23 protein-coding genes are annotated in these 24,220 nt (G+C 46.7%); 10 read left to right on the forward strand and 13 right to left on the reverse strand.

Annotated elements, in window-relative coordinates:
- Positions 1 to 26: 26 nt before the first annotated feature.
- The gene (locus E2R66_RS28250) at positions 27 to 194 is read left to right on the forward strand and encodes a hypothetical protein (protein ID WP_158288326.1); all 168 of its coding nucleotides are present in this window, start codon (positions 27 to 29) and stop codon (positions 192 to 194) included.
- Entirely contained in the window at positions 195 to 587 is a 393-nt protein-coding gene (locus tag E2R66_RS03405) for an ACT domain-containing protein (protein WP_133226357.1), read from the forward strand.
- Positions 588 to 649: 62 nt separating this feature from the next.
- On the opposite strand, the gene E2R66_RS03410 is transcribed toward E2R66_RS03405, so the two are convergent.
- From E2R66_RS03410 to E2R66_RS28255, 3 genes are all read right to left on the reverse strand, one after another.
- A complete protein-coding gene (locus E2R66_RS03410; protein ID WP_133226355.1) occupies positions 650 to 1,126 on the reverse strand; it encodes a hypothetical protein in 477 nt (158 codons plus the stop codon).
- Between the two features lie 347 nt (positions 1,127 to 1,473).
- On the reverse strand, positions 1,474 to 2,895 hold the full coding sequence (locus E2R66_RS03415) for a glucoamylase family protein (RefSeq protein ID WP_133226353.1): 1,422 nt from the start codon (positions 2,893 to 2,895) through the stop codon (positions 1,474 to 1,476).
- Positions 2,896 to 2,969: 74 nt separating this feature from the next.
- Positions 2,970 to 3,119 carry a hypothetical protein gene (locus E2R66_RS28255; protein ID WP_158288327.1) on the reverse strand — a complete coding sequence of 50 codons (150 nt, stop codon included), beginning with the start codon at positions 3,117 to 3,119 and terminating at the stop codon, positions 2,970 to 2,972.
- Between the two features lie 90 nt (positions 3,120 to 3,209).
- On the opposite strand from E2R66_RS28255, the gene E2R66_RS03420 reads away from it, so the two are divergent.
- Positions 3,210 to 4,235, forward strand: a complete 1,026-nt coding sequence (locus E2R66_RS03420; protein ID WP_133226351.1) for an acyltransferase family protein — start codon at positions 3,210 to 3,212, stop codon at positions 4,233 to 4,235.
- A 223-nt stretch (positions 4,236 to 4,458) separates the two neighbouring features.
- Here the strand turns inward: E2R66_RS03420 and E2R66_RS03425 are convergent, their stop codons facing one another.
- Positions 4,459 to 5,217 (reverse strand): class I SAM-dependent methyltransferase, encoded by a 759-nt coding sequence (locus E2R66_RS03425; RefSeq protein WP_133226349.1) that lies wholly within the window; start codon positions 5,215 to 5,217, stop codon positions 4,459 to 4,461.
- Positions 5,218 to 5,369: 152 nt separating this feature from the next.
- On the opposite strand from E2R66_RS03425, the gene E2R66_RS03430 reads away from it, so the two are divergent.
- The 3 genes from E2R66_RS03430 (at position 5,370) to E2R66_RS03440 (ending at position 8,357) form a co-directional block, all read left to right on the forward strand.
- Positions 5,370 to 6,908 carry a YifB family Mg chelatase-like AAA ATPase gene (locus E2R66_RS03430; RefSeq protein ID WP_133226347.1) on the forward strand — a complete coding sequence of 513 codons (1,539 nt, stop codon included), beginning with the start codon at positions 5,370 to 5,372 and terminating at the stop codon, positions 6,906 to 6,908.
- A gap of 112 nt (positions 6,909 to 7,020) precedes the next feature.
- Positions 7,021 to 7,614 (forward strand): hypothetical protein, encoded by a 594-nt coding sequence (locus E2R66_RS03435; RefSeq protein ID WP_133226345.1) that lies wholly within the window; start codon positions 7,021 to 7,023, stop codon positions 7,612 to 7,614.
- A 368-nt stretch (positions 7,615 to 7,982) separates the two neighbouring features.
- Positions 7,983 to 8,357 carry a response regulator gene (locus E2R66_RS03440; RefSeq protein ID WP_133226343.1) on the forward strand — a complete coding sequence of 125 codons (375 nt, stop codon included), beginning with the start codon at positions 7,983 to 7,985 and terminating at the stop codon, positions 8,355 to 8,357.
- 72 nt (positions 8,358 to 8,429) lie between these two features.
- Here the strand turns inward: E2R66_RS03440 and E2R66_RS03445 are convergent, their stop codons facing one another.
- On the reverse strand, positions 8,430 to 11,396 hold the full coding sequence (locus tag E2R66_RS03445; protein WP_158288328.1) for an outer membrane beta-barrel protein: 2,967 nt from the start codon (positions 11,394 to 11,396) through the stop codon (positions 8,430 to 8,432).
- 213 nt (positions 11,397 to 11,609) lie between these two features.
- Entirely contained in the window at positions 11,610 to 11,936 is a 327-nt protein-coding gene (locus E2R66_RS28910; protein ID WP_134737900.1) for a hypothetical protein, read from the reverse strand.
- A gap of 7 nt (positions 11,937 to 11,943) precedes the next feature.
- Between E2R66_RS28910 and E2R66_RS28915 the strand changes: the two genes are divergently transcribed.
- Positions 11,944 to 12,408: a hypothetical protein gene (locus tag E2R66_RS28915; protein ID WP_240049226.1), complete on the forward strand. Its 465-nt coding sequence runs from the start codon at positions 11,944 to 11,946 to the stop codon at positions 12,406 to 12,408.
- Positions 12,409 to 12,658: 250 nt separating this feature from the next.
- The gene (locus E2R66_RS03460; protein WP_133226337.1) at positions 12,659 to 12,931 is read left to right on the forward strand and encodes a hypothetical protein; all 273 of its coding nucleotides are present in this window, start codon (positions 12,659 to 12,661) and stop codon (positions 12,929 to 12,931) included.
- Between the two features lie 90 nt (positions 12,932 to 13,021).
- Here the strand turns inward: E2R66_RS03460 and E2R66_RS03465 are convergent, their stop codons facing one another.
- The 3 genes from E2R66_RS03465 to E2R66_RS03475 all read right to left on the reverse strand — a co-directional run bounded on the left by E2R66_RS03465 (position 13,022) and on the right by E2R66_RS03475 (position 18,077).
- Positions 13,022 to 15,619 (reverse strand): zinc-dependent metalloprotease, encoded by a 2,598-nt coding sequence (locus E2R66_RS03465; protein WP_133226335.1) that lies wholly within the window; start codon positions 15,617 to 15,619, stop codon positions 13,022 to 13,024.
- Between the two features lie 94 nt (positions 15,620 to 15,713).
- Complete coding sequence (locus E2R66_RS03470) at positions 15,714 to 16,952, reverse strand: PDZ domain-containing protein (protein ID WP_133226333.1); 1,239 nt, start codon at positions 16,950 to 16,952, stop codon at positions 15,714 to 15,716.
- Positions 16,953 to 17,081: 129 nt separating this feature from the next.
- Complete coding sequence (locus E2R66_RS03475) at positions 17,082 to 18,077, reverse strand: YihY/virulence factor BrkB family protein (RefSeq protein WP_133226331.1); 996 nt, start codon at positions 18,075 to 18,077, stop codon at positions 17,082 to 17,084.
- A gap of 46 nt (positions 18,078 to 18,123) precedes the next feature.
- On the opposite strand from E2R66_RS03475, the gene E2R66_RS03480 reads away from it, so the two are divergent.
- Positions 18,124 to 18,735 carry a SixA phosphatase family protein gene (locus E2R66_RS03480; RefSeq protein ID WP_133226329.1) on the forward strand — a complete coding sequence of 204 codons (612 nt, stop codon included), beginning with the start codon at positions 18,124 to 18,126 and terminating at the stop codon, positions 18,733 to 18,735.
- Positions 18,736 to 18,986: 251 nt separating this feature from the next.
- On the opposite strand, the gene E2R66_RS03490 is transcribed toward E2R66_RS03480, so the two are convergent.
- Positions 18,987 to 19,895: a hypothetical protein gene (locus E2R66_RS03490; protein ID WP_133226327.1), complete on the reverse strand. Its 909-nt coding sequence runs from the start codon at positions 19,893 to 19,895 to the stop codon at positions 18,987 to 18,989.
- Positions 19,896 to 20,149: 254 nt separating this feature from the next.
- Here E2R66_RS03490 and E2R66_RS03495 point away from each other — a divergent pair, with 254 nt between their 5' ends.
- On the forward strand, positions 20,150 to 21,715 hold the full coding sequence (locus E2R66_RS03495) for a glycoside hydrolase family 10 protein (RefSeq protein ID WP_133226325.1): 1,566 nt from the start codon (positions 20,150 to 20,152) through the stop codon (positions 21,713 to 21,715).
- Here E2R66_RS03495 and E2R66_RS03500 read toward each other — a convergent pair.
- The 3 genes from E2R66_RS03500 to E2R66_RS03510 all read right to left on the reverse strand — a co-directional run bounded on the left by E2R66_RS03500 (position 21,712) and on the right by E2R66_RS03510 (position 24,197).
- Positions 21,712 to 22,503, reverse strand: coding sequence for a hypothetical protein (locus E2R66_RS03500; protein WP_133226323.1), 792 nt, complete (start codon positions 22,501 to 22,503; stop codon positions 21,712 to 21,714). The two genes, E2R66_RS03495 and E2R66_RS03500, sit on opposite strands and share 4 nt — an antisense overlap.
- 42 nt (positions 22,504 to 22,545) lie before the next feature.
- Positions 22,546 to 23,778: a peroxiredoxin family protein gene (locus E2R66_RS03505; RefSeq protein WP_133226321.1), complete on the reverse strand. Its 1,233-nt coding sequence runs from the start codon at positions 23,776 to 23,778 to the stop codon at positions 22,546 to 22,548.
- Positions 23,779 to 23,873: 95 nt separating this feature from the next.
- Positions 23,874 to 24,197, reverse strand: a complete 324-nt coding sequence (locus E2R66_RS03510) for a hypothetical protein (protein ID WP_133226319.1) — start codon at positions 24,195 to 24,197, stop codon at positions 23,874 to 23,876.
- Between the last annotated feature and the right edge of the window lie 23 nt (positions 24,198 to 24,220).

The raw sequence follows: 24,220 nt of genomic DNA on the forward strand, positions 1-24,220 counted from the left end.
GATCAATTAATATTTAGCATTTAATAATGGACGGCAAAAAATTACTGATGCTGTTAAATTTCAGAAGCAAGGCCGCTGTTTATAATATCGGCACGGATGTTAGTAAAGCAACCATTTTATTGAGTAATTATGCAAAACCTGCGGGCAATGGTACTTTGCAACCCTACGAAGCAGTGGTTTACGAATTGAAATAAATGAGCGGCATCACCGATATTCAAACCCTCCTGAAAACCATGACACCCGAACAGCATACAGGGGAATATGTTTTTTGTGCGGTAGCCACATTGGATGGCATTGACATGAAAGATGTGGTTTGCTTTTTTAGGGAGGCAGAAGCGGTAACCATTATAGTAAGCAAAACCACTGCCGATGCCTTAGGCTTGAAGTATGATTACATAGCCGCATGGATAACGCTTACGGTACATTCATCGTTGCAGGCTGTAGGCTTAACAGCGGCCTTTTCCTTAGCGCTGGCTAAAGCGGAGGTAAGTTGCAACGTAATAGCGGGGTATTATCACGATCATATATTTGTAGGCTACGCCGATGCTGCCAAAGCGATGGATGTTTTAAGAGCTTTGCAGGAATAGCGGTAAAAGCAAAAGCCCTGGTTTTTGACCAAGGCTTTACAATTATAAGTGCGAGAGGCGTTTTACAACGCCATAATAGCGGCCCTTTGCTTGTCCAATTCGTCGAGTTCCTTTTGCTTCTCGGCTATCTGCTTTGTAAGTTTCGCTATTTTTTTAACGTTGTCTGTTTGGTCATTCATGGCGTCATTGGCATCGTTCGCCTGGTTATTCGCTTTTTTAGCTTGTTTCATGGCCGTTTTAGCATCGCCTAAATCCCCATTGGTAGCGGTAGCGGCTGTAGATTTACTATCGAGGGCACTATTGGCCGCGTCTTGCGCTGTAGATACTGCTTTTGCATCGTACCCTACGGTTTTGCCTTTAGCCTCTGCAAGCTTATAATTTAGTTTGGCTATGTCTAAAGTTATTTCGGCATACTTTTTATTCAGTTTAGCCGTATCAGCAACAGTTTTATATTTTTGGGCACTCGCCGTTTGTGTAAAAAGAGTAATGCTAATGGTAACGGCAAAAGCCAGTAATTTGATTGTGTTAAAGTTTTTCATGATTTTTTATAAATCCGCGTTGTGCGGGATTTGTATAATACAACAACCGAGCCGCTAAATAATAGGCTCAATTACGTAACTTATTGTATTTAAATATGGTAGATTGTACTTAATAAAGGAGTTGGTGTGTTAATTACACTAATTTCTGCCGATCTGATTTGCTTATCGTTGGTTCTGGCGAGCGCATTCTTAGGCACTGTGTCCGGTAGAAGGGATTAAAAAAACGGCTGTCTGCCCACGCGCAATAAAACCCAAGATGCAATTTTCATTCCGCCCCTTATCGTAGACTTTCTTCCTTCAGATCCTGCCAGTCACTGCGCGTGAGTGAAGCGCTCCTATTGCACATATTATTCCTTTATCCACTTGCTTTTAAACCCGAGTTTTTTCAGCCCTTTTTGTATATCGGGGTTATTCATAAACAGTTTCCAGATCAGTCCGCTGCGGTAGTTCTCTATCATCACTACTATAGGCCCCTCGTCTATAGCCAGGTGGGTTTTTGCGTACCAGTTATGGCTCTCGCTAAAGCCATCGGCAAAGCCGTATGGTCCCCAAATTTTATCGCCATGGTCGTAGTAAAAATGCTTAAGCGCCTGCATAGAATACTCCGGCGTGTAAGGGAAGGAGGACAAGGCGGCTGTTGGTTGTATTACACCCAGGTCTACCTCGGGGCAATGGGCAACATAGCCTTTGTAACTATCTCCGGCGGTTAATCCCCAGCAGTTGGCGCCGTAGCCCTTGTAATGTTTGGGGTTTTCGATACAGTAAGCACGATTGATAAGCGTATGGTTCTTTGTTTGCACAGCATAGTCTATGCCCTGGTCATCTGCAAGGTTGTTTGGATCGATGCCCATATAGGTGTACTGCTCAAAAAATAAAGGGCCGCCTTTATCAAAATTACCTAGCGGCAATACGTTGCCATAATACGTTTTGCCGTTTTTCCAGCCGCCGCTTTTTACCCAGCTATTTTCGTAAAGGTCTTTAGAGATGGCATGATTGGGCGATGATGCCGCTACGATATAAGTGATCAAAGCCTCATCGTACCCATAAACTGGGAAGTTCATATCAAAGCCGTTGCTTGGGCTCCAATGCCAGTACAAAAATTTATCGCTGCCGTTGCTGTGCCAGTTCCAGTTGGCGGCATCCCACATTTGCTGCACCCGTTTCTGAAAATAGCGCTCGCGTAGTGAGTTGCCATTAAAATAGGCTTTCGCGGTAAGCAGCCCCATCATTAAGTACGATGTCTCTACAATATCGGCACCGTTATCTACCCTGTCAAACGGGATGGTTTTGCCCGTGCTGCCATTCATGAAATGCGGATAGATACCATGATAGCAATCGGCTTTGATCAGGAAGTCGGCAATTTTGGTAAGGCGCTTTAAAGCGGTATCGCGACCGATCCAACCCCGGTTTACGGCTACCACCGTAGCCATTATGCCCATGCCCGTACCACCAATGGCGCAAGCCTCGGGGCCGAAGGTGCCTTTGCTAAGGTTGGGTTCGTCGTAAGCTTCGTTAATGTAATCCCAGTAATATTCGGCCTTTACGGTATTGTCGCGCTCGCGGGCCAGGCCGCTAACGGGGTGGGCGTAATGCCAAAAATAGCGGAAGGTTTGCCGCTGTACCACATCCAGTAAGGCCGAATCGCTCAGGCCTTTAATAATACCAACGGGTGCTATGGCAGTTTTTTCTGTTACAGCCCTCTTTTTTTGCGCAGAAACCGTTAGCACCAATAGCATGAAAGCTACTGTGCAGCAAAAATTGTTTTTCATTACGTTTGGGTATATGGGTAGGTTTACAAAGGCTAATTTAGAGTTTATCGGCTTGAATACAATACCCGCCGGTGTTAATCTGCCTCTTCCTGCAGGCGCTCTTCCTCCAGGTCCAGCCGATTTTCTATGATGCGTATCAAATCATCGTCGTAACCGTCTTCCTTGCGGAAACCATGCAACCGGCAACGTTCGTGTTCTATCACTTCCTTACAACATTGCGTCATGTTGTTTACAGCAGATTCTAATTGAAAAGCATGCAGGCAAATCTATATTTATACTATAGCCTCCTCATTTAAATTCTATATATTTCGGCGATGGAAATAAAGGAATTCAAACGGAATAATTTCGACTTATTGAGGCTGCTTGCGGCAACCGAAGTAATATTCGACCATTATTACCAGCACCTGAAATTGCCCATCAGCCACACCTGGTTAAAGATACTTTACCTGTTCCCCGGCGTGCCTGTTTTCTTCGTTATCAGCGGGTATTTGATATCCGCTTCCTACGAACGTAATAATTCTATCAAAAACTACATCCGTAACCGGGCATTGCGTATCTATCCCGGCTTGTGGGGGTGCATCATCTTAACGTTGATTGTTTTCACCCTAACCGGCGTAAACTTCCTTAACAAGCAAACGCTTGCCTGGTTGCCGGCACAGTTGCTGGGCTTTATTTATACGCCTAACTTTTTGGCCAACTACGGCTTCGGCTCGTACAACGGCAGCTTGTGGACCATCCCCATCGAGCTGCAGTTTTATATCATGCTGCCCATCTGCTTTTTATTAGCGCCAAAACAGAAACTCAATGCCTGGTTCATTGCGCTGTTCGTCGTTTTCATCGGACTAACGCTTACTTCCGAATTGGTGCACCTTGGCGATAAGCTAACCAAACTTATCCGCTATACCTTCGTGCCGCATTTTTACCTGTTCTTGCTGGGTGTTATCTTCCAACGGCTGCGCATTTATAGTTCGAGGTTTATCTATGGGAAAGCATTATATTGGATAGTACCTTATGTGGCCTTTAGCATGTTCTTTTTCGATAGGATAGATGCCGCGTATTTCACGGTAATGCAGTATATCTTCCTGGCATTTACCCTGCTGTCCATGGCTTACACGCTACCCAACCTGGCTAATAAGCTGCTGCGCAAAAACGATATTTCCTACGGTATATACATTTACCACGGCATGATTATCACCGTAATAGTAGAGTTGAAACTGGTGCCGTATTTTAATCTGCTGTACCTCATAGCAGGCACGGTAATGATGGCTACGCTATCCTGGGTATTCATCGAGAAGCCCTTCATCAAGCGCAAGGAGCGTACCATACACGCGGTAGAGTAAAAGAAATACTTCCTACGTTTTTTAGTTCCCCTCTTGAGAGGGGGCGCGGTGGAATGGTGCGGCTGCAGGGGTGTGTTCTGCGGGATACCTGCAAATGTGTTTGTGCCTGTATAAAATAAAGTGCAACGTGTATTGGTTCCTAACGGGTGGGCCCCCAACACACCCCTGCACCCCTCTCGAGAGGGGAATCGCACAGCCCCGGCTCTGGATTCTATGCCTTATTCTATTTCGTCACCACCCCCACAAACATATTCCCCATCCAATTGAATGGCGCAAACAGGCCGTAGATAAGTTTTGCCACGGGCAACTGCATGCTTTTGGGCAGCTTGCCGGCGAGTTTAGATACCATAAGCCCGTGATCCCACAGGCGCAGTACTTTTATTTGCTTATAGTTTTTCAGCAGGTAGCTTTTGATAGCCTGGGTAAAGCTGTTGGTGTCCCAGCGGTACACATAGTTGGTGGCATCGCCCTGTACTTCCCATTCGGTACCCATCAGGTTGCCTATCATGCTATCGTAGGGTTCTATTACGATTACTGCCTTGCGGGCCACGCGCAGCATCTCGGTAAAGCCGGTTACCGGACGCGGCAGGTGGTGCAAACCGTCCTGCACAACCACCAAATCGTACGAGGCATCGGGCACATCCAGATTTTCGCCATTGAGCATGATGGTGGTTATTGATGCATCGAACTCGTTACATATCTTGAGCGAATTCTCGGATATATCGCTCACGGTAACATTATCGAAGCCGTTCTTTTTAAAGAACAGCCCTTCGCCGCCAACGCCGCCGCAAGTAAGTAGTACGCTCCACTGGCGTATATTGGGGTTGCTTTGCTCCAGCACGGCAAGGGCCTTCAGCAACCGGCGGTCGCGCAGGTAGCGGGTAAGCGGGTCGGTAGTGATATGGAAATCGAACTCCGAACGTTGCTCCGGCGCGTAAATTTCTTCGTAAGCGTTCTGCTGCTGTTTAACCTGCTCAAGCATCCTGTAATTTTTTTAGGGGAAAGATAGGGATTTTGAGGGAAAGGAGGAATATAGGATTTTGCGTGCACCGGATGCAGCATTGTATTGCTTTAATCGGGCATTTCATTTTCAAAATAATTCCCTATCTTTCGCCTTAAAAAACCTTATCTATTGTGTTAGTTAAAACTTTTGGCAGCGCAGTTTTCGGCATACAGGCCATTACCATAACCGTGGAAGTGAATATAGCTTCGGGCACCAAGTACTTTGTAGTGGGCCTGCCCGATGTGGCCATTAAAGAGAGTTATTTCCGTATTGAATCGGCCCTGAAGAATTGCGGCTACCGCATGCCAAGGCAGCAGGTGGTGGTAAATATGGCCCCGGCAGATATCCGCAAGGAAGGCTCTGCTTACGACCTAACCATCGCCGTAGGTGTGCTGGCGGCTTCGGGACAGATTGAAGCCGAAGAACTGGACAAGTATCTCATTATGGGCGAGCTTTCGCTCGATGGCAGCCTGCAGCCCATTAAAGGCTCGCTGCCCATTTCCGTACAGGCACGCAAAGAAAAATACAAAGGCTTTATCCTCCCCAAGCAAAACGCCCGCGAGGCGGCGATAGTAAATGATTTGGAAGTTTATGGCGTGGAGAACATTAAACAGGTGGCCGATTTCTTCAACGGCACCGGCACGCTGGAACGCGAAGTAGTAAATACCCGCGAGGAGTTTTATGATAGCCTAACCAATTACGATAGCGACTTTAGCGAAGTGCGCGGGCAGGAAAACATCAAGCGCGCGCTGGAAATTGCCGCCGCAGGTGGGCATAACGTGATACTGATTGGTCCCCCCGGCGCGGGGAAAACCATGCTGGCCCGCAGGCTGCCCTCCATACTGCCGCCGCTGAGCCTGCACGAATCGCTGGAAACCACCAAGATACACTCCGTAGCGGGCAAGCTATCCACTGCCGATGCTTTGGTGACCACCCGGCCCTTCCGGTCGCCGCACCATACTATAAGCGATGTGGCCCTGGTAGGCGGCGGCAGCAACCCTCAGCCCGGCGAAATTTCGCTGGCGCATAACGGTGTGCTGTTTTTAGATGAACTTCCCGAGTTTAAGCGCAGCGCGCTGGAGGTAATGCGCCAGCCGCTGGAAGAACGCAAGGTTACCATATCGCGCGCCAAATTTACGGTTGATTATCCGAGCAGCTTTATGCTCATCGCCAGCATGAACCCATGCCCCTGCGGCTATTACAATCACCCGGAGAAGGAATGCATTTGTCCGCCGGGAACCGTGCAGAAATACCTCAGCAAAATATCCGGCCCACTGCTGGATAGGATAGACCTGCACGTAGAAGTTACCCCGGTAAACTTTACCGAGCTATCATCAGACCGCCTTGCCGAGAAAAGCGAAAACATCCGCGAACGCGTGATCAAAGCCCGCGAGCTGCAGATTGAACGCTTCGGCAGCAAGCCCGACCTGCACGCCAATGCCCAAATGAGCCCCCAAATGGTGCGCGACATTTGCAAGATAAGCCAGGCCGGCCAAACGCTACTGAAGAAAGCCATGGAAAAACTGGGTCTCTCCGCCCGCGCGTACGACCGCATCCTGAAAGTATCCCGCACCATTGCCGACCTCGCCGGCAGCGAAGAAATACTGCTGGAGCACTTGGCCGAAGCCATACACTTCAGGAGTTTGGACAGGGAGGGTTGGGCCGGGTAGAGGATGGTGAGGGCTATGGCTTCTGCTGTATTTTATAGGTTGTGCTGTAGCGAAACACACACCACTTAAGGGTTCGGTACTATATATATAGTAAATAAACGGATACAAATAAATGATGAAGACCATATTAACGATTGTTTTTTCGATAATGACCGTTTGTTGCCTGGGTCAGGGTTTCAACAATAACGAAAAATACGACCAGCAAGACCTTGAGTTTCTGTTTGCCAAAAGCGGCATAGAGGTGTTTAAGTTTCCTTTTAAATCTAAAACAAATAGTGCACTTAATATCATTATAGAGGAATATGTGAATGGAAACCTGGTTGGAAGCAACGATTTTTTTGAAGACTTTCAGCCAATGTTTAAACTGTTAGACGAACCCATATCTTTTTTCTTTCCCCCAATGAATGATAGTGTGAGTCAGCATTTACGATTTTATTTAACAAGAACACCCGGGGGGATAAAAATCAGCGCCAAAACCAGTAAAATTGAACGACAGTACACCTTTCGGTCGAAGCATATCAAACTGACACAAACCCGCGCCTTCGACTATATCCCGAAGTTTATCGATAAAAAACAGCCGCTTTTTGTTTTTTATGGAACAAAGAAAAAGGACCTGTTATCCTGTCCGGGCGACGCTAATGTTGAAAAAGTTATCAAGATGTATGATTATTTGGTGGTGGTGTATGCAGACCTGCTTAAACATTAAGGAGCTATTTCAGGCTGTCGCTGGGCTGATCAATAATATCGGCATTTAGGCTAGCCTGTAGCAGTGCCGCTTCTGCAAATGTCCTTGCAGCAAAGAAGCCTTATTGCTGCCTTCAACTTTAGAACGGTAGTGCCAGTGTGGCCGCAGTTTTTTACTTGTCTTCACCCCATCCCCTGAATGTGCCACGATAAAATCAACCTGGAATTTCCTGGAAAGCCACAGCTAAAACCCGCGCAAAAGCTAGACAAACTCCCCGCAAAAATTGCCACTTTGCCTTTCCATTAATGGCCTTCTGTGGTATTTCGGTTATAATTAAATTATTTGTTTTTTTTGAAAGTTATCCATAGCTTCACACAACCGCTTCCCCGATGAATAAACAGCCTAAGAAAATCATTATTTTCGACGACGATGAAGATATCCTATCTATCTGCAGCTATATTTTAGAAGAGCAGGGCTGGGATGTACATACCTTTACCGATTGCAATCACATCACAGAAAAAGTTTCGGCCATTTTACCCAACGTTATCCTGATGGATAACTGGATACCCGATGCCGGTGGTATTGTAGCTACGCAAACCTTAAAGAAAGAGGAGTCGCTGAAGCATATTCCGGTGGTTTACTTTTCGGCAAACAGTGATATACAACTACTTGCAGGCCACGCTGGTGCCGAAACCTACCTGGCCAAACCTTTCGATTTAGAAGAACTGGAACGGGTTATCAACACGGTAGTAGTTGCCCATTAAGCTAATTGTTTATAAACAAAAGAAGCCATCCCTTTATTAACGGATGGCTTCTTTTGTTATGTGTGTATGCAACTACAATGGGCCGCCGCCACCTGGGCCACCGCCGAAACCACCACCACCCGGCCTGCCACCGCCGCCGCCAGGGCCACCACCAAAGCCGCCTCTGCCTGGATCTGCGGATGGAGCCTTGCCTGAGAACTTTTGAAGCCTTAGCGTAAACGATAGCAGGAAGTAACGCCCAAGTTTGTTTACATTGGTTTGGGTAACCGTACTTCCTGTGGTTACTGATGAAAAGCCGGTATTCTCATTAAATAAATCATACGCTGCAAATCGCAGGGTGCCGCGGTGATCTTTTAGGAAACGGCGCTCTACGTAAGCATTCAGTATATTTGGGTTCCTGATTTGTAGCGACTCGTCGTAACCGTAGTTTAGTGTTTTGGTATAATCGTAGCTCAGCGTCCAATCTTTCCAGAAATAATTCTTGCCGCTTGCGCCCAGGTTGAGGGTGCGGATATTGGTATTCTGGTTAAATGACGGGGTATTCAGCGAGTTATCGGTTTTGTTAATGGCGTAGCTGGAGTTCAGTTCCGCATCTATCACATCCGTAATATTCACCCTGAAACGCAGGCCTGGCGATAGCGTAAATGTTTTGGCGATGTTTTTTTCTATTGCCGTTGCCACGTTGTTAGAATCTACCGAACCGGCGAATCCGATATTATTGGTATAGCCAACATTGGTGTTAAAAATGAGGGTGTACTTACGTTCAGACCACGGCTTGGAGTAAAGCAAACCACCGTTTACCTGGTAGTATCCGCTGGCGTTTTGGTACTTGATGAGGTTTGCGCCTGCAAAGTTCTTTAGTGTGGGGTCGGCTGCCAGTGCCGCTGCTGTAAAGCTGCGCGGATAGGTGATGTTGACGTTCACGATCTTATTATCGGTTTGCGTATAGCCTACGTTTGCGAAGAAGATATTGCCCGTTTGAAAACTGAAGTTACCATAGCGCAACTGCAGGCTGTTGTTGAACTCGGCGTTTAGATTTGGGTTACCTTGCACCGGATATGACGCATTGGAGAAATCTAATACGGGCTGCAACTGGTTAAAGGCTGGCTGGTTGCTCGTTCCGTTGTACTGGAAGCTCAGGTTTTGGCTCCTGGAGAAATTATACACGAAACGCGCGGTAGGTATCACATTGAAATTGGTGATCCTGGTAGACTGGCTCGTTTTTACATTGAAGCCTTCCAGGGTAGATGGTTGCGCACCAATACCAATTACATAGTTGTACTTAGCCTCTACTACCCTATAGTTTAAACCAAAGCGATTAGTGGTAAAAGTGTAGTTATAGTTGTTGCTCAAAAGCGGGTAATTGCGGTAAGCATTGGCCGCGTACAAAGTATCGGTTTCTTTGTCGCTGGTGGTGTAAGTGTGGTTGTAAGCGTAGTTACCTTCTAAAAACGAGCGTTTGCCTAGCGGCTCCTGGTACGATAAATTTGCGCCATACGTGTTGGTGCGGCTATCGGTGTAAATTACCTGGTTTTCTGGCGCGTTGCGTAAGGAACCGGCTACATAGTTGTAGATGGGGTTATCATACTGGTTGTTTTTATTGGTAGATGCGTTGAACCCGATACCAAGATTGCGGCCTTTGTGGCTAAACCGGTGGTTATATAAACCAGTAATGCCGTAATTTGGCGATGAAGAGTTACTGATAGAGTTAGAAGTGTAAGCCTGAGTTACCTGACCATCGCGCTTTGCGTTTACGATATCCAGGCTGGTAACATCGCTGCCCGCGTAGGAGAAAGTTGGTGTAAGTTTTAAATAGTTGATGGTATCGGGTTTCCACTCCAGGTTGAAGTTGAAGCGATGATTTACCGGGTTGTTGGTTTCTGTGCTCTGGCTATTGCTTTGGCTAACAATATTGGCCGATGCGTTGGTTTGCAGGGTAGTTGAGTTGGTAAAAACCGTATTGTCGTTAAAGCTGTAGCTTCCATATACCGAGAGGGTTTTGCCCCACTGGTCCCTAAAGTTTAGGCCTATAGAATGCGCGTTGGTTATGCCGTTAGCATTTGTGGTAGAGCTGTTGCCGCCCCTTAAGGCATTGCCACGGCCGCCACCGCCTCCTCCTCCGCCAAAACCACCGCCGCCAGCCGCGCCACCGGTTGCCGAGCCAAAGCTAAAGGTGTTTACATTGGTGTTGTTGATGCTGCCTAATACCGAGATCTGCTGATCGCCTTTGAACTTGAAAAAGTTAAGCAAACCTAAATAGCGGTTATCGTTGGTAACGCCGGGGTCTTTAGGCAAGGCATCAGAGCCATCGCCCACGGTGGCCTGGCCAAAGTAGCCGTAGTTTTTATCCTTGCGGATGGTGAAGTTGAGCACCTTTGTTGGCTCGCCGGTTTTTACACCGGTAAGGTTGGCCTGGTCGCCGTAGTCATCTACTATCTGCACATTGTCTATCACATCTGCAGGCAAATTCCGGGTAGCGCTTAACACGTCGCCGCCAAAGAAATCCTTGCCGTTTACGCGCACTTTGGTAACCTGCTTGCCCTGTGCGGTAACGGTACCATCCTTAGCTACATCTATGCCGGGTATCTTCTTCAGCACATCTTCAATAGGTGCGTTTTCGCGCACTTTGTATGCAGATACGCTGTATTGTACGGTATCTTCTTTAAATACCACGGGGTTAACGCCCACTATGGTTACTACGCCTAACTGGCGGGTTTCCGATTTCAGGATGATGGGGTCGAATACGATGGCTTTATCGCCCGCTGGTAAGGTGTAATGTTTGATGATACCCTGATAGCCGATAGACGAAATAGTAAGGGTGATTTTTGTGCCTTTTATGGCATTGAACAGGAATTTGCCGTTCACATCGGTGGTGCTGGCAAGGCTGTCGCCAAGTTCAGAGGATATCCTTACGCTGCTGCCTGGCAGGGTAAGCTTGGTAGAATCGATGATGGTGCCGCTTATCTGGCGGCCACTCTGGGCATTGGCATTCAGCCCGGTAACGGTTAGGATAAAGAGTAGTATGTAGATATATTTCATAACGTGTTTTTTAGCGTGCATTTGAGCGATTGCCTATACCACGCATTTATTGTGCAAATGTTCACTTAATTGATATTAAATATTTAATAATCATAGTATTGTTACACGCGCAAGGGGGTAAATAATAGGATTGTTACACACCAAAAAACAAAGGCCCCGTTAAAACGGAGCCTAAGATAATAAGATGTATAAAATTGTATAGTAGCCTGTATTTTAATTAGACAAGTGCAGGGCAGCAGCTACCTGGCTGTAGTTCCTGAGGTTTAACCCGGGATGCGTGGTACCCAAAGTAGTGAGCGAAGTGCCCGCCATAATTACCACCCTGAAATCAAGCCCACTTGCCGTAAAGTTTGATTTTACGCTTACGTAGCCTACTCCGTAAGAAGAAAGCGCAAGGGTTTGGCCGGCCTCGGCATAAGGCATGGCAAAAAAGCCGCTATTGCTACCGGTTATTCTAAAGAACATCAACACCACGCCTTTGTCTACTATATCTTGTGTAATCTGCGGCACGTTAAATTGCGTAAAGCCTGTCAAAACCACAGTACGATTGCTTAGCAGCACGCTGCTTACGTTGGCATTTCCATCGGCACCGGCTGCGCCGGTCGCACCATCAGCACCTGTGGCACCGGTAGCGCCAGTAGCTCCTTGCGAACCAGCTGGGCCTTGTGCACCAGTAGCGCCAGTTGCACCTGTAGCTCCGGCGGGACCCTGTGCGCCTGTGGCGCCGGTAGCCCCTGTTGGGCCGGCAGGGCCTTGCGCCCCCGTAGCACCTGTAGCTCCCGTAGCGCCGGTTGCACCAGTTGGGCCTGCAGGGCCTGTAGGCCCAGTTGCTCCAGTAGCACCAGCCGGGCCTGTTGCGCCCGTTGCGCCATTAGCGCCGGTTGCTCCCTGCGGACCCTGTGGCCCCGCAGCACCCGTGGCGCCGGTAGCACCAGTGGCACCGGTAGCACCTGTTTCTCCATCGGCACCGGCAGGACCGGGTGTTATCGTCTTTTTACAAGCCCAAGGCTAGTTAAGCAAATTATCGAAATGGCAAAAAGGGTATATTTTATTCTCATAGAGGGTGCAGTGAGTGTCTTTGTACGAGAGGGGTGTTAATAAGTTTCAGGACGTATTCAAGGAAATAAATTTTCCTAAACCGTCAAATGATTTTCTGGAGTGACATCATACACCATAATTGTTAACGAGTGTTAAAAACAGTTTCGCCAAAGAATAAAACCTTTTCAAAGTCGTTTTCGTTAAATATTATAAATCTTTAACCTATGGATAACATCACTACGTCGCTCCACGCAAGGGTACATGCGTGGATGGATGCTATTGGCTTTAGGCTAAATGCGTCGCAAACCAATTTCAGAAACAAGGAAACCACCAATCATTACTTTTTCGAAACATTCAACTTTTTCGAAAAAGCCAGAGGGGGCGATATGTCTAAAGCGAAATTCCTTTGCTTCGATGTGTATGGCGAAAGCATGAGCGTTCGTTCGCTGCTCGACCTGCAAGCCGCTTTCTTCGAAAATATCAGTCAGCTTAAATGAGCCGTTTGCCCGCGCATTAAAAAACAAAGCCCCTACTAAAAATAGCAGGGGCTTTGTTTAAGAGGCCATACCCGGTATGGGCATCTAATCTTAATATTCTATTTGCGTGTCGCTGCTGTCGTTAGTAAAACGGCTTACGGTGCCGCCAACCACATTGATAACAGGTTTGGTTGGAAACAGGGCCTCTTTTATGCGCAGGCGCAAATCGGTGTAGTGCGCTGTTGTCAAGGCATCGCCGCCCTTAGGTAGGCTGGCACTAATTTTAGCCAATTCGGCCCTAACCATTGGGCGGATATCAGATAGGGCAATATTTATTGGCGTTAAGCCGTAGCTTGCCAATTGTGCCGATGTAGCACCGGGGAAACTTTGGCTGGCATCAACATTCAAAAACATCTTTAAATTATCGATATACCCACGCTGCAGGTTGCGCTGAAACTGGTCGGGCTTAGCGGCAGGGAATATACCGGGACGCAGATCGGTAAGCAAATCGCTAACCGTATAAGCCAATGCGCCACTCTTCGTTTCGTTATCGAACATGCGGGCCAGGCGCGATGGGTTTAACAAATTGCCCAGCGCATTTACCTGCACGGCTTTTATGCGGCCAATTACCACGCCGTTATCGAACTTGCTCAACTCGGCAGTATTGATGAGCCAGGTTGGCGTTTTAAATACCTGCTGGTTAAGGAATGCAACTGCATCGCGTTGCAGGCTTTTGCTCACGAAACCGTAAACCGGGCCTGTTTGGTCATAGGTTTTAAAGTTTTCGTTCATGCCGCCAACGTTCATGGTTACGTGGCCTATATAGCGATTGTATTGGCCTATTACCTCATTATAAAGGGTTTGCACGTCGTCAAAATCCTCACCTTTCTGGTAGGTCCATTTCTCCAGGTTCGGTAATATCCTTTTCAGGTTGGCAATACCGTAGTTGCTGGCCTTCATGGCATTATCGCCCAGGTCTTCATTTTGCAGGCGCGGGTCTATAGAAGTACCCTGGCGCCCGTAGTAGTAAAGCGGGTTGCCGGCGTTTTTCGTAGTCCACACATCCAGCAATTCTTTCTCCTTCTTTGGTGTTTTGCCGCCGCCAAAGTAGCTGTAGCCCCATTTAACAGCCCACAGGTCGTACTCGCCAATTTGTGGGTACAGGTGGGTTACGCCATCGCCGGGTTGTGCAATGTAGTTGAAGCGGGCATAATCCATAATAGATGGCGCTGTACCGTGTGTAGCGGTAAATGTTTTAGAACGCAGCGAATCTACCTTGTAAGCGTAGCTGCTGCCAAAGTTGTGTGGCAGGCCCAGGGTGTGCCCAATTTCGTGCGATGATACGAAGCGGATCAATTCGCCCATTTGCTCATCGGTAAATTGTGGGTTGCGCACATTGGGGTTTACGGCTGCGGTTTGTATCAGGTACCAGTTGCGCAACAGGCTCATAACGTTGTGGTACCAACCTACGTGGCTCTCCAGTATCTCGCCACTGCGCGGATCGGAAATATGCGGGCCGTAGGCATTTTGCACATCTGAGGCAAAGTAGCGTATCACGCTATAACGTGCATCTTCCGGACTAAACTCGGGGTCTTCCTTATAGGTAGGGGCAACTTTGCCAACAATGGCATTCTTAAAGCCTGCCGCTTCAAAGGCTTTGTTCCAGTCGTTAATGCCGGCAATAAGGTATGGCACCCATTTTTTTGGTGTGGCAGGATCTATATAGTAAACAATTTGTTTCTTTGGTTCTACCAGTACGCCGCGGGCATAAGCTGCTTCGTCTTTAGGCTCCAGCCTCCAACGGTGTATATATGACGTAACTTCGGATTTTTGCGCACCAGTGCCGTAATCGGTTTGCGATTGGCCAAAATAACCCACTCGCGCATCCATTAAACGAGCTTTCATAGGCACTTTAGGCAGCAACAGCATAGAAGTGTTTAGCTCAAAAGTGAGCGCTGCGTTGGTATTATCGGTTGGCGATTCGGCTGCGCGGAAAGTTTTCAGCGTGCGTACCTCTACGTTGATAGGGAAACTTTTGATGGTATCGATATACGAGCGGCTGTTATCAAGCGCGCTTACTTTGTAAAGCTTCTTGATATTATCCGGCAGGCTTATGGCGGCAAGGTCGCCGTTATACATATCGGTTACATCTATCAGTACGCCGGTAGTGTCTTTGTTATACGCTTTGATATCGAAAGATGCCAGCACAGCATCAAGGTTAGAGTTTTTTACCGATTGGTACATATCGCTGGTACTATCTGCTCTTACCGAGTAGCTAGGCACCCGCACGAAAATTTGCTTATCGTGGCGTTCCCATTTCCAAACCTGGTTGTTCACTTCTTCGCCACCGTACTGCTGACCGAATGATTTTAAGCCGGCCGGCGTTTTTACGAAACGGGTTACCACCAACATTTCGCGACTAATCAGGCTATCGGGAACCTCGAAATAATATTTACCGTCTACCTTGTAAGTTGTAAAAAGGCCCTCATCGCCCTTTACCTTACCTACTAGGTCGCTGAATTTTTTAATGCCTTCTTTCTTTGGCGGGGCCACAGTTGCGGTTGTAGTGGTTGTGCCGCCCGGAGTTGTAGTGGTTTTAAGGGTTACCGTAGATGCGGCGTTTTTTTTGGTAGCGCAAGAGCCGGCTGCGAAGGCAAGGGCAACAATGGCCACGCGCAGGCAAATGCCTGCCCGTAAAGGTTTGTTCATAATTTTTATAATAATTAAGTAGTAAAGATCAAAGTGCAAAATATAAAATATTATGCAATATTGTCAATAGGGCAACGGGCTTGTTACAAATGGCTTATATCCTTCTTCTTAAGGTGAGTATAACTTTATCGTATCGTTTATCGTGATAAACTTCGAGCAGTATGCTGCGATCGGCTCTGGATTTTAACAGGTTATCTACTTCCTCGGTACCCATTTTTGCAACCGGCTTAAAGTTGATAGATACGATCTCGTCATTTTTCTCCAGCCCAATCTCGTCTGCCGGCGAGCCGGGCTCTACCCTGCTGATGATAAGGTGATCCAGATTATCACCCGCAGAAAAATATTCTATGCCGCTCATGTCGTGTTCAAAAGGGATGCTATAGGTTTCGTTTGGCTTCAGGTACAGCCAACCGTTGCTATAATCAAAAACAACGTTGAATTTTTTCAGGATGCCGATGCCCATATTGCCATCGCGCGGCACGTTATATGGCCGGTTATCGGCAGTAGTATCGGGGAACGAAGTGATGACATCCTTTAACTTGTATTTGCCAAGCTCAATCTCTTTTATGCGGCTTATAACGCCATCTATGGGGCCATTAATGGCAACGCCCAGGTTGGCCTTGATAAATTTAGGTGGGATACCGTTGGTTTTTTGCAGGTTCTCTAATGACAGGGGGTGTCCGGCGCCAAGGTCTATCACCAGTTTGTTCTTTACGCGGCGCCCACCGGGCATAACTACGATGGTTTCCAAATAAGGCTTTTTATCTTCGATGGTTATGGGTATGCGCTGGTTTTTTTTGATTCCTCTCAAATCGGCAGGGCGGCAAACGGTTAAGGTGCTATCAGAGAAATTCACCTTTACAGCGAGGTTGTTAAAAAAATCCCAGCCAAGCAAGCCGCGTATAGGCAGACCCACATAACTGGAGAGATTGAAATAATCTTTTTTTAAAATAGCTGCCGATATGCCAGTACTGTAAAGACCCGGGATTCCAAGTTTTAAAGGTGGGGTAATGATGGCTTCATAATCGCCATCGGTACCGAGGCCGGTTATCTTAATCGTGCGCAGGTAGTCGAGTTTTATCGAATCTATCATGGCGGGATCGGTCATGATCATCAACCCAACGCCTGTATCCAAAATAAAGTTATAGGGGCCCTTATCGTTAATGCGCATATTAATGACCACCATATTGCGGATAACCCTGAAGGGGATGGATACGTTCCTGCGGCCACTGTCTACCGTAAAAGATTGTGCCGCAACCGATACATAACAGCAGCATATAACCGCAGTGAGCCAGAAAGCTCTTCTTTGTAATATGTATTTAGCTACTAGCAAGGAACCCTATAATTGGAAGCTAAATGTACAGCATTATTTAATTAATGTGCAATGCCCTTGTTGTAAATAGCTAACTATAGCCTAATACACAGTGTATGAACGCGTATGGCTTTGGCTAACAGCTAAGTTTTAAGTTTTTTTCTCTGCAGGAGAAGTGACAAGATTACCCTTTATATCGGGATTTTGAGGGGGTAATTGCTTAACGGTACTTTCCACTTCGGTTTGCTGAATATGTACGGCATAATCGGCAGGTTCTATATGGCTGCCTATGGCTTCTGCATACACCTGGGTAAACTCGGCCCCGATGTATAAAATAGCCGCCGTATAATAAATCCACACCAATATCACAATGAGCGACCCGGCTGCGCCATAGGTAGATGATGAGCCTTGCGACGTATATTGTATATAAAGACCAATGATGTATTGCCCCAGGATGAACAGAACCGCAGTAAAAATGGCACCCGAACGCACGTCTTTCCATTTTATCTTTACATCGGGCAAAAATTTAAATATGATGCCAAACAGCGTAGAAATTACTAATAATGTAACACCAAGGTTTACCAGCTTTAGGAGGTTGCCCGTAATCAAAGGTAAAAAATGTGCTATACGGTCCCTTAAAGCATCCATTAAGATGCCTACGAGTAAAGATGCCATGAGCAAGAAGCCCAGGCTAATGATAAGCGAAAACGAAAGGAATCTATTCTGCAACATTTTTACCCAGCCTTTTTTGGGCTTGGCCTTTACCCGCCAGATCATATTCAGCGAATCTTGTATCTCCAGGAAAATACTGCTGGCACCTATCAACAATGTGCCAACGCCAACGGCAACAGCAGTGCCGGTTTTACCACTTAGCTCAAGACTTTTAAGCATCTCTTGAATCTGCAGAGCGGCAGATTCACCTACGTAATGCTTAATTTCGGGATAAAGCCTGTTGGTGGCGGCATCGTGGCCAAAAACCAGGCCGGCTAAGGATATGATAAGGATAAGCAGCGGAGCCAACGAGAAAACCGTGTAATACGCAAGGGATGCGCTTAACTTTAAGCCATTATCGCTGCCGAAAGCGCTGAATGTGGCCACCAACACTTTCCAGAGGTGTTTTAAATATTCTTTATCAAAAAACTTCATATCTATATTTTTGTAAATACCTTTACTTGCAATCCATATCAACGTTATGAAAAACGCATCGCTAAGAAATAAAGCTTTAAGAGCACTGTTTGTTTGCTTTTTACTTAGCAATTATAATGCATTTGCACAAGAAACTACCATATGGCTGGTGCGCCATGCCGAAAAAGAGGCTGCTACCGCGTTAAACCCCGATAATCCCAACCTTAACTTAGATGGGCTGAAACGCGCCGCATCGCTTGCCAAATTCCTGAAGCGCGAAAAAATAAAAGCTATATACGTTACCAAATACAAACGCACCGCCGAAACGGCTACACCGCTGGCTACGCAGGCCCGCATATTGCCCCGGGTTTATGGCGATAGCCTTAAAACTTTTGCCTCAACTATACTGAAAAACTTCAACGGCAACAACGTGCTTATCATAGGGCACTCCAATACCCTGATGCCCCTGCTGGATGCATTTGGAAGTGAAATGCCGTTTGACGCGCTTGATGAGGATGATTACGACATGATTTTCAAACTCACTATCAATGATTCGGGTGAGCGCAAGCTGGAAATATCCTACTATGGCACACTGCACCATAAATCAGACTTGCCGGAGAAGTACAAGGAGGATAACCGCCCAGCGCAGCAATTCATCAGCCAGCCATCGCACTATTGATTTTGGCCCTTCGCCCGGGGTAAGGTAAATCGGCGCTCTGGCGACTGCGCGTTCACCCGGTAATAAGCGGTCTGATTATTCCTCTATAACCGAAAAGAAATTGCCCGCCGGATCTTTAAACCAGGCTATGTTTGGCCCGCCATTGCCGCGCGAAATATTGTCTTCGTCGGTTTTGAGGTGTTCGCTGCTCCAAAAAAAGAGGCTGTACCATGTTTATGATACAGCCTCTTCTATATTGGGGGCATGCCTGCCTATTTTAGCGTGAACGATGCTTTACCCATGGTGTATCCATCGGCATATAAAATTACGGTATATGTACCTTTTTGGAATGGTGAGTACAACCAGTCAATAGGGTAGGTGCTGCCATCGTCTTTAAAATCAATGGCCGTTTTATAGGTGTATTGCAAATCCTGTGCGTCGGCAGTAAAGGTGCCGCTATCTGCCGGCGTTATGAGGTTGCCGGTAGGGTCTATAACGCGTACGTAAACATCATGCAGTCCTTTTTCGGCCACGGTGTTGCTTGCAACAGTAAAGCTTATCTTTATTTTCTGTACGTTTTTAGCTTTCTTCTCTTCAACTTCTTTGCCGCTGTTCTTTATCTTATAAGCAATTACTTCAGCAACGCCTACCTTTAATGCCGATGCTTCTTTTACCCTCGAATCCAGCTCCTGGTTTTTCTTTTCCAGGTCGGCTGCCTTGCCGCTGACTGTGGCCAGGTTGTTCTTCAACGTGTCGCGTTCTACGGTTAGGTTAGTGTTTTCTTTCTTAAGCTCTTCGTTTTCGGCAGTGTATTTGGCCACAAAATAACGTAGTTGCTTTACATCTTCCTGAGCCTTGCCAAGCTCGGCAACGGTAAGCTTGCCTTTTGCCAGTTTTTGGCGCAACACTTTTATTTTAACTCTCAACGAATCATTTTCGGCTTTCATGGCTGCGCTCATTTGCGCACGACCGGCGTTTACCTGCTCTATTTGTGCCTCCAGGCTATCCAACTCTGTTTGCAGGCGGGTTTTCTCATCATTCTGGTAAACTATCTTCGTATCCGATTTGCTTTTTTGCATGTACAGGTACACATCTGTACCCAACAAAGCCACTACTACCGCTATCAAAAAGTAAATTACATTCGAATTTTTTTTAGGCGGTTGTCCGTATTCTTTTTCCATCGTAATTGATCGTTAAGTTTAATATAGCCTAAACTATTACAAAAGCTTAGGGTTTTACCTGGGGTTGTTGATTAAATAAGTGGTTTAATTTATGCTAAGGTAAAAAAATCTGTTAAACCACATAAATTTTAGCGTCAATTTTAAAACCAACCTGAATAACTAAAACATAAAACCGAGGCAAATATTATGCTTAATAATAAAACCGCTTAGTAATGAGTTTATATCTTTGCAGCTTTTAATAAAATACCGGCTTGATGCTACGTTATAAATACTTTTTTGCGCTCGTTCTTTCTTTGTTGATTTCGGCACCTACGTTTGCCCAGGCAGTTGTTACTGCGGATTCTGTTTCGGTTCGCCCACAGCCCAAGCGGGAGTTTAGGGGCGTTTGGATAGCTACGGTATCTAACCTCGATTGGCCGCAGAATGCGCGCGGAACAGCAGAGAGCCAGCAGCGCGACCTCATAAATCAACTGAACGCACACCAGCAAGCGGGCATTAACGCCATTATGTTCCAGGTGAGGCCCGCAGCCGATGCCTTCTACGCCAAAAGCCGCGAACCATGGTCTAAATACCTTACCGGCAAACAGGGCGAAACCCCGGATTACGACCCCTTACAATTTGCTATAAACGAGGCGCACAAGCGCAGCATGGAGCTGCATGCCTGGTTTAACCCCTACCGCGCCACCTTCGATAATAAATTTTACGCACTTGCCCCTGATCATATTACCCGTACCAAACCCGAATGGTTTTTTACGTACGAAGGTATAAAGCTTTTTAACCCCGGTTTGCCCGAAGTGCGCGAATATATAGTGCAGGTGGTGCTTGATGTGGTGAAGAACTACGATGTAGACGGCATACATATGGATGATTACTTTTACCCATACCCCGCAAAAGGACAGGTAATAAACGACGCTGAGGCGTACGCAGAATATGGCAAAGGCTTTGATAATATAAAGGATTGGCGCCGCGATAATGTAGATAAGCTGATACACATGCTGGCCGATAGCATACACAAATACAAGCCAACGATGAAGTTTGGCATAAGCCCGTTCGGCATATGGGCCAACAGGAGCCAACACCCCGATGGTTCGGAAACAAATGGAGGCTCCTCTTACATTGAAAACTTTGCAGATAGCCGCAAATGGATGAAAGAAGGTTGGATAGATTACATAAACCCGCAGATATACTGGCATATTGGTTATCGCCTGGCTCCGTTTGAAAAACTGCTGGATTGGTGGAGCAGCAACACTTACAATCGCCATTTGTACGTTGGCCAGGCTCCCTACCGCTTTTATGAGCCGCGCAGCCTTGCCTACAAAAATCCATCGGAGATACCCAATCAGCTTAGGCTTATTCGTGCCAATCCGAGGGCACAGGGCAGTGTATTCTTCCGCTCTTTATCAATAGTAAACAATGCCAATCACTTAACCGATAGCTTAAGGACAGATTTTTATCGCTACCCGGCACTGCCGCCGCCAATGCTTTGGCTGGATTCGGTACCGCCTAATGCACCACAGGCTTTTACGGCGCGGCTGGAAAAAAAGAATGCCGTTTTGCGATGGAGTGCCCCCCTGGCAGCTGCTGATAATGAGCCCGTTTACGGATACGTGATCTATCGGTTCCAGGTAAATGAGAAATTTGATTTAGGCGACCCGCGCAACATCGTACATATCCAGTATAATACTGATACCCTTTACCAGGATACTACTGTACAGCCGGGAAAAACCTATTTTTATGTGGTAACCGCTATAGACAGGTTGAAGAACGAGAGCGAGCGAACGGCACCCATGGCCGTTACGGTGCCGGCGTCAGTACTTTAAAGGTTGATGAGTTGTTTATCTGCTAATTGCTGCAGGTAAATATCCAGTTGGCTATCGCCCATGCCGTATATTTTTTCGGTTTGCCAGAAGGATTGGTAAATGGCCGGTTTTGTACGGCTGCCGTCATTGTAAATAACCAGCAGTTTACGATGAATATAATTTAAGCCGTCGGCATCAAATTCAAGTCTTTTCAGATGCGCCTGCATAGCTGGCTCCAGATTGGACATATTGCCCCAAAAGGTGGTTTCGGTAAGCCAGGCTTTCAGCTTAGCGGCATCGCCCTCCACGTACATCGCCCATGCTTCAGCAGCAAGTGCAAAATCGTATTCGCTTAATTGTACGCGGATATTATCGTACAGGTAATCTAACTGCTCGCCGTTAAGCTGACCCATACCCATAAAATCTTCCATACCCGGGAAATCGGTAGGGCTTATCAAATATACTTCAGGGGCAGATAGGTTGGTTTGCTGGTTAAGCAGCATCATGCATGCCAGTAGGTTTACCTGGCAATGCAAATCAAAATCAAACCAAAGATTTATTTCTTCGTAAGGCTGGCTCAGCATTTCCAGCGGTACAACCACGCTGTCGTGGTAGCCCTCCGGCGTTTCGCCAAAGGTTGCGCTTATCCATTCAGCCCGTTGCTGCCAAAATGCCGCTGATGCAACATTGGCCATCACCGGCCCTTCTGATAACACTTCGCGCCATATCATCACATCGCCGGCTATATCGGCCTGTTCAAAACCGGGTAAAGTGGCATCGCCATTGAGGATATGGAGTGTTTGCTGCATAGTATTAAAAGTGCATTTTATGGCCTTTTGTTTTATGGGGCATTATATCTTTTCGGCCAGCAGATCCTCCGTTAGCTGCTCAAACTCGCTAATGAATTCGGTGTAGTAGTGCCCGGTGCCCGGCCCGCTGAAGCCGGTGTGTATTTTGCGTACATCGCCGCTCTTATCAATAATGATGGTTGTAGGGAAGCCCACAACTTTGGTAAGCATAGGCAGGCTTTTAGCCGTTTCCACTTTGTTGCTGGTGTAGCCGGTAATCAATAGCGGGTAGGGGATATTAAAGCGATCTTTTATCTGCGCTACCGTTTTTTGCGATTTGGCAAAATCGGTAGTGCGCTCGTAGGCGAGGCCCACAACCTCAACGCCCTTTTTATGGAATTTCTTGTAATAGTTTACCATGTAGGCGGTTTCGTCCATACAATTAGGGCACCAGGAGCCCATGATCTGGATGATAACCACTTTGTTTTTAAAGCGTTCATCGTCCAAAGAAACCGTTTTCCCGGTTATATCCTTAAAGCTAAAAGCTAGTTTTTTGTAGCCCGGTTTTAAAGCAGCTAGTGAATAAGCATCGGGGAGTTTAGCGTTCTTGTTACGTACTGCGGTCCAAACATCTTTACCGGTTAAACCTGAGAAGAATTTGCCCTCGCTCAGGGTTTTATCATCACTTATTTTCGCCGTGAATAAAAAGGCATGCCCTCCATCGAAACAGCTTAGGTAAAGGCGATTACCGGCCACCGTACCCTCCAGAAAGCGGTAATCGCCTGTTGTGGTTAAAAAGGTACCCGTTACTTTGCTGCCGCTTTGTTTGAATTCAGCCACGGTGGTGTCCTGATCGGCACCCTCGCCAAATATGGCCGACCAGCGGCCACTCACATCAAAAGCGGGCTTTTCGCCATCCTTAAAAAAACGATAAGGGGTAGTTGCCATTGCAGTAAATTCCATGGCTGCATCGCGAGCGCCCAGGTGCTTGATAAATTGCCCGCTAAGCGTTTGGCCGGTTTGTTTAAGCCGGAACTCCGAATCGAACAAAGGCATTTTGACGAATACCGAATCGCCGCTGCCCGTTACGTTAGGCACCTGCAAATGCTCGGTGCTGTTGATAACCGTCAGTTGCTGCTTGCCGTTGCCGCTAACCTCAAAATTGAAGGGGATTTCGTTACCTGAGGTAGTTTTGAGTGCGCCGCGCCAGATGCTGGTTGCCAGTTTGGTTTGTGCCGAAGCTATTGGGGATAGCGAAGCGAAGACTGCCGCGCTAAATAGAAGTTTCTTTATCATGGATAAAATAGTCTACTAATTTGATATACTTTTTCAAAAGTAACAAAAGGAGGCAACTATTTAAAAATTCGGTAGCAAATGACAATGGGGTGAGCTTATTTTTTCAGCGCCTTTTCAATATCGGTGAGCTTATCTAAGAAGCGTGCGTTGAATTCTTGCTGACGCTGATTAAATAAAAGTTGCCGCTCATTAAACGATTGTTGTTGCTCCATGAATTTATGATTCTGTTGAAATTCTTGAAGCGACAACTCTACAAGTTGCCTAAGCATTGCGTTTGTTTCCTTAAACATGCCAGTATGCTCATTTAAAATTTGCGTATGCTGATTGAGTATTGTAGAATGCTCATCCAATTTTTCCGACTGCTGATCTTGCTTCCGCAGCATCTCGGCGATAACAACTAAAAAATCCTTATCCGTCATATCCAAATTTAAGCAAATTATCA

The organism is Mucilaginibacter psychrotolerans (assembly GCF_004519315.1).
GTDB classification, from domain to species: Bacteria; Bacteroidota; Bacteroidia; order Sphingobacteriales; family Sphingobacteriaceae; genus Mucilaginibacter; species Mucilaginibacter psychrotolerans.

Excerpts from the sequence above, each read along its gene's own strand:
- E2R66_RS28250 (WP_158288326.1), top strand. The coding sequence starts at position 27 with ATGGACGGCAAAAAATTACTGATGCTGTTAAATTTCAGAAGCAAGGCC.
- E2R66_RS03405 (WP_133226357.1), top strand. The coding sequence starts at position 195 with ATGAGCGGCATCACCGATATTCAAACCCTCCTGAAAACCATGACACCC.
- E2R66_RS03410 (WP_133226355.1), bottom strand. The coding sequence starts at position 1,126 with ATGAAAAACTTTAACACAATCAAATTACTGGCTTTTGCCGTTACCATT.
- E2R66_RS03415 (WP_133226353.1), bottom strand. The coding sequence starts at position 2,895 with ATGAAAAACAATTTTTGCTGCACAGTAGCTTTCATGCTATTGGTGCTA.
- E2R66_RS28255 (WP_158288327.1), bottom strand. The coding sequence starts at position 3,119 with ATGACGCAATGTTGTAAGGAAGTGATAGAACACGAACGTTGCCGGTTG.
- E2R66_RS03420 (WP_133226351.1), top strand. The coding sequence starts at position 3,210 with ATGGAAATAAAGGAATTCAAACGGAATAATTTCGACTTATTGAGGCTG.
- E2R66_RS03425 (WP_133226349.1), bottom strand. The coding sequence starts at position 5,217 with ATGCTTGAGCAGGTTAAACAGCAGCAGAACGCTTACGAAGAAATTTAC.
- E2R66_RS03435 (WP_133226345.1), top strand. The coding sequence starts at position 7,021 with ATGATGAAGACCATATTAACGATTGTTTTTTCGATAATGACCGTTTGT.
- E2R66_RS03440 (WP_133226343.1), top strand. The coding sequence starts at position 7,983 with ATGAATAAACAGCCTAAGAAAATCATTATTTTCGACGACGATGAAGAT.
- E2R66_RS03445 (WP_158288328.1), bottom strand. The coding sequence starts at position 11,396 with ATGAAATATATCTACATACTACTCTTTATCCTAACCGTTACCGGGCTG.
- E2R66_RS03460 (WP_133226337.1), top strand. The coding sequence starts at position 12,659 with ATGGATAACATCACTACGTCGCTCCACGCAAGGGTACATGCGTGGATG.
- E2R66_RS03465 (WP_133226335.1), bottom strand. The coding sequence starts at position 15,619 with ATGAACAAACCTTTACGGGCAGGCATTTGCCTGCGCGTGGCCATTGTT.
- E2R66_RS03475 (WP_133226331.1), bottom strand. The coding sequence starts at position 18,077 with ATGAAGTTTTTTGATAAAGAATATTTAAAACACCTCTGGAAAGTGTTG.
- E2R66_RS03480 (WP_133226329.1), top strand. The coding sequence starts at position 18,124 with ATGAAAAACGCATCGCTAAGAAATAAAGCTTTAAGAGCACTGTTTGTT.
- E2R66_RS03490 (WP_133226327.1), bottom strand. The coding sequence starts at position 19,895 with ATGGAAAAAGAATACGGACAACCGCCTAAAAAAAATTCGAATGTAATT.
- E2R66_RS03495 (WP_133226325.1), top strand. The coding sequence starts at position 20,150 with ATGCTACGTTATAAATACTTTTTTGCGCTCGTTCTTTCTTTGTTGATT.
- E2R66_RS03500 (WP_133226323.1), bottom strand. The coding sequence starts at position 22,503 with ATGCAGCAAACACTCCATATCCTCAATGGCGATGCCACTTTACCCGGT.
- E2R66_RS03505 (WP_133226321.1), bottom strand. The coding sequence starts at position 23,778 with ATGATAAAGAAACTTCTATTTAGCGCGGCAGTCTTCGCTTCGCTATCC.
- E2R66_RS03510 (WP_133226319.1), bottom strand. The coding sequence starts at position 24,197 with ATGACGGATAAGGATTTTTTAGTTGTTATCGCCGAGATGCTGCGGAAG.